Origin of the sequence: Paenibacillus cisolokensis, assembly GCF_050481165.1 — a bacterium.
GTDB lineage: Bacteria > Bacillota > Bacilli > Paenibacillales > Paenibacillaceae > Paenibacillus_AH > Paenibacillus_AH cisolokensis.
The window spans coordinates 1-4,028 of sequence record NZ_JBCNFP010000189.1; the positions used below are offsets into that span (position 1 = coordinate 1).

General features: G+C 55.1%; 6 protein-coding genes. 5 read left to right on the forward strand and 1 reads right to left on the reverse strand.

Annotated features, from left to right (window positions below):
* Positions 1–931 (reverse strand): RsmB/NOP family class I SAM-dependent RNA methyltransferase (locus ABEV74_RS22830; protein WP_430149959.1); only part of this gene is annotated, 931 nt, incomplete at its 3' end.
* A gap of 230 nt (positions 932–1,161) precedes the next feature.
* Between ABEV74_RS22830 and ABEV74_RS22835 the strand changes: the two genes are divergently transcribed.
* From ABEV74_RS22835 to ABEV74_RS22855, 5 genes are all read left to right on the forward strand, one after another.
* Positions 1,162–1,371 carry a YwbE family protein gene (locus tag ABEV74_RS22835; protein WP_062494165.1) on the forward strand — a complete coding sequence of 70 codons (210 nt, stop codon included), beginning with the start codon at positions 1,162–1,164 and terminating at the stop codon, positions 1,369–1,371.
* Between the two features lie 6 nt (positions 1,372–1,377).
* A complete protein-coding gene (locus tag ABEV74_RS22840; protein ID WP_062494163.1) occupies positions 1,378–1,677 on the forward strand; it encodes a hypothetical protein in 300 nt (99 codons plus the stop codon).
* A 532-nt stretch (positions 1,678–2,209) separates the two neighbouring features.
* Positions 2,210–2,569 carry a hypothetical protein gene (locus tag ABEV74_RS22845; protein WP_430149962.1) on the forward strand — a complete coding sequence of 120 codons (360 nt, stop codon included), beginning with the start codon at positions 2,210–2,212 and terminating at the stop codon, positions 2,567–2,569.
* 62 nt (positions 2,570–2,631) lie between these two features.
* Positions 2,632–3,210 carry a histidine phosphatase family protein gene (locus tag ABEV74_RS22850; protein WP_430149964.1) on the forward strand — a complete coding sequence of 193 codons (579 nt, stop codon included), beginning with the start codon at positions 2,632–2,634 and terminating at the stop codon, positions 3,208–3,210.
* Between the two features lie 93 nt (positions 3,211–3,303).
* Positions 3,304–3,795 carry a GNAT family N-acetyltransferase gene (locus ABEV74_RS22855; RefSeq protein ID WP_062494157.1) on the forward strand — a complete coding sequence of 164 codons (492 nt, stop codon included), beginning with the start codon at positions 3,304–3,306 and terminating at the stop codon, positions 3,793–3,795.
* Positions 3,796–4,028 lie beyond the last annotated feature (233 nt).

Consider the following 4,028-nt stretch of genomic DNA (forward strand, 5'->3'; position numbering starts at 1 on the left):
GGCCGGATGCGCCGGCGCGGCCGGAAGGGCGCCGCGGAGCCGTGGCGACCGCGGCGTCTTCCCCGCCGTCCGCCGCGCGGCGCAGCACGGCGACGAAATGGCCTTCGCCGCGCGCCCGATGCGGCCAGATCCGTTCGGTTCGCTCGAGCGTGAACGACGGGTGCCGCGTCAGGAAAGCCTCGATCGTATCTTCGTTCTCGGCGCGGTTGAACGTGCAGGTCGAATAGACGAGCGTTCCGCCGGGCCGCAGCATGACGGCCGCGTCGTCGAGTATGCCGCTCTGGCGTTCGGCGCAGAAGGCGACCTGCGATTCGGACCACTCCCGGACCGCATCGGGGTCCTTGCGGAACATGCCTTCGCCGGAGCACGGCGCGTCCAGCATAATCCGGTCGAAAAAGGCGGGGAAGCGCGCTGCGAGCCGGTCCGGGGATGCGCTGACGACGACCGCATTGCGGATGCCCATGCGCTCAATATTTTCGCTTAATATTTTGGCGCGGGCCGGATGAATCTCGTTGGCGACAAGCAGCCCTTGTCCCTGCATCCGCCCCGCGATCTGCGTCGTCTTGCCGCCCGGGGCGGCGGCCAGGTCGAGAATCGTTTCACCGGGCCGGGCATCCAGCAGCTCGGCCGCCGACATCGCCGACGGCTCCTGGATATAGTATAAGCCGGCTGCATGCCAAGGGTGGGTGCCGGGGCGTGAAGACTCGCGGTAATAGTAGCCGTCCTTGCACCAGGGGACGGGCTCGAGCCCGAATTGCTCCTGCAGGACGGCAAACAGCCCGGTGTCGTGCGGTCCGATCTTGAGCGGATTAAGCCGCAGGCCGTAAGTCCGGGGCTCGCCGTAACTGGCGAAAAAGCGCTCCGCCTCGCTCTCTCCGAGCATTCGCCGCATCTGTTCGATATAGCCGGCCGGCAGCCGGATGTCGTTCATGGTGCAGACACTCCTTTGCTTCCATCATAACGTTCGGTCCTTCGTCCAGTATATCAGTTGCATGCGGTGAACGCATCCGGCCGCTTTGGTCCCGTTCCGAAGCGCAAGCGGAAGATCGGGCCGGGCTGGCGGGGAAACGATCATTTTGCCGGAAGCGGCATGCATCTTCCTCGCCGATATGGTATGCTGGTCCGGAGAGCATAGACGATGGACAGAAGGAAGGATGCGGCATGGACGGAACGCGACGGGCGTCGATTCGGCCGGGACTTACGGTCGATATCGTCTTGAAGAAGGATCAGCGGACAGGGAAATTGACCCGGGGCGTGGTGCAAGAGCTGCTGACCAACTCGGCATTTCATCCTCACGGGATCAAGGTGAAGCTGACAGACGGACGGGTCGGGCGGGTCAAAACGATCGTTACCGGCGGGCAAGGAGAGTGAGGGGCTGTGGCCTTCGGCATTTCCCGTCAGGAATTGAAAAAGTGGAAGGAACAGGCGGCGCGCGGGGAAATAGCGTTCCTTACCCATTATTGGGTCGATCCGCGTTTTCCCGGTATCAGGACGGTCACCAAGGTCGGATGTGCGGATGTCGGCAAGCTGGCCGACTGGTGCCGGAAGAATGGGCTGAACCCGCGTTACATCCATATGCGGGATGACTATCCGCATTTCGACCTGCTCGGACCGGAGCAGAAAAAGGTGCTGATGCAGGAAGGGCTGCGGGATCATATCGAACGGTTCCGGCTGTGACGACAGCCGCTTTCCGGGAGGGATGGAGATCGGAGAATGCTGCGGGAGAACGCGTACGGCTTGTACGGTATACTCTATAACACCGTAACTTAAGCTCGACATCGGCAGCGGTACGGGCGTGCTGCTCGAAAACATAGCCCGCAACTGCGTCCTTGTGTTTACCCCGAGAGGCTTCTTCCCGCAGAAGGGCGTCGATCATTTCGGGCTGCACGGGGAACGCGGCAGACGCATCACAGCGGTTGGAAGCCGGAAGAATTTGTCGAAATGGTTACGAGGTGCTGGTGATGAAGCAGTTTCACGATGCCAGCAATAAAGCTTTCGTCGAGGCGTTCGGCGCGAACGGCAAACCGGTTGACACTTTGCAGGCCTGGAAGGACCATGGACTCGACAAGTAGCGGCGCAAGCCGCGCATCCGTTTTCCGCTGCGGCGGGAGGCGGATTTTTTTACCCCATCCTTCTATCCATATACCCCAAATATTGGTATACTGATAGGATAGCAACAGCGTATTTCGCAAAGAGAAGGCGACCGCCAATGAAAATTCCGGAGCTGTATGAGATTGAATATGTGTTCGAATGCGATGCCGCACGTTCGGATCCCGAGGTGCCCTGGTATTACGACTGCATCTCCTTTTCGCTTGCGCGGAACCGATGCAGGATCGATTTTTCGGTCGAGCCGGGCATCGGATGGGGGCGGGTGGCCATTTATGTTTTGGATGGAATAATGGTCGATCTTCATCTCGAAAATATCCGGGAGCTGGCGATTGTCAGAGACGGCGGATATGAAGGGCTCGTGCTCATTTTCGACGAAGGTCATGACGTGCAACCGCTTGAAATCGGGACCAAACCGGACATCCGGGTAAAATGGGGGACGTCGCTTGGCTTGTACCGGTAGCCGCTCGGCTTGTGCCGGTTGACTGAGCTGAGCGCTGCCGTCCGAAGGAGGCTGAGACGGGTATGGAGACGCGACTTTATATGGTTCGGCATGCCGAATCGCCGTTCGTCTTCGGCGAGGAGAAAAGCAGAGGCTTGTCGGAACAAGGGCACAAGGATGCTGCTCGGGTGGCCGAGGCGCTGCGCGGCGTCGACGTCCATTATATTGCGTCCAGCAGCTATGCGAGAGCGGTCCAGACGGTCGAACCGCTGGCCCGGCTGAAAAATCTTCCGATCGTTACATATGATGCGCTGCGGGAACGGCCGATTAAAGGGCTGGACCGGAAAGCCTCCTGGGAGACGCTGGTGGCCGCGATCGAGAAATCGTTCGACGATGTGGACTATGCCCTGGAAGGCGGCGAGACGACGAGGGAAGCCCAGAGGCGGGCGATTCCGGTCATCGAGCAGCTACTGGCGGATTACGCCGGCAAACATATCGTGATCGGAACGCACGGGAATATTATGACGGCTATGATGCATTATTACGATCGGCGTTACGGCTTCGCGTTCTGGAAACGAACGACGAAACCGGATATTTATGAAATGGCTTTCAAGGGCAGCGAGTTGACAGGGATCAGCAGATTATGGTCCGACTCTCCGTGAAGCGGCCGGTCGCCCGCTCCCTTAAGGTTCTCGGGTTTGTGAATACGAGGGACGTTAGCTGAAATATGACAAAGGCGAAAGAAGGAAAACATATTGATCTCAATTCATAGGGTTGAATATGATCAGAAAACTACATTAAGAAATCTTCTAGAACTCTATAAATATGATTCTAGTGAGTTTGACCCTGAAGATGTAAATGAAAACGGTCTATATGAATATATGTATTTGGATCATTATTGGACGGAAGAAGGAAGGTATCCTTTTTTTATTCGAGTAAATGGAAAACTGGCTGGGTTTGCCCTAGTAAGAGAGATTGTAACTAATGATAATAACCAAACGAATTATTCGATGGCAGAATTCTTTGTAATGAAGAAATATAGAAATCAAGGAGTAGGTCAACAAGCATCTACTGAATTATTTAATAGATTTAGAGGTATTTGGAAAGTTGCTCAAATAGAAAGTAACAAACCAGCTCAAATTTTTTGGAGAAAGACAATTGAAAGATATACCAATAACAACTACCAAGAAATTAGAGAAGATGATTGGGAAGGACCTATTCAGATATTTTCAACAGCAACTCGATGAAGAGTCCTACTTCATATTAAACTTTATTCACGCTTCGGCGCATTCGCGCCTCGGTCCGTTACAAGTTACCCTTTTAATCAGATTTAACTCTGAATAGCCTACAGAGTGAAAATAACCCAAAAAAGCTACGGGATAGAAAAACTCTCCAGTTCATTGAGCGTATATATGTGAAACACTCAATACAATGGATTGGAGGGGTTCATTTGAAAGTTAGACCCCCATGCCGCAGACGC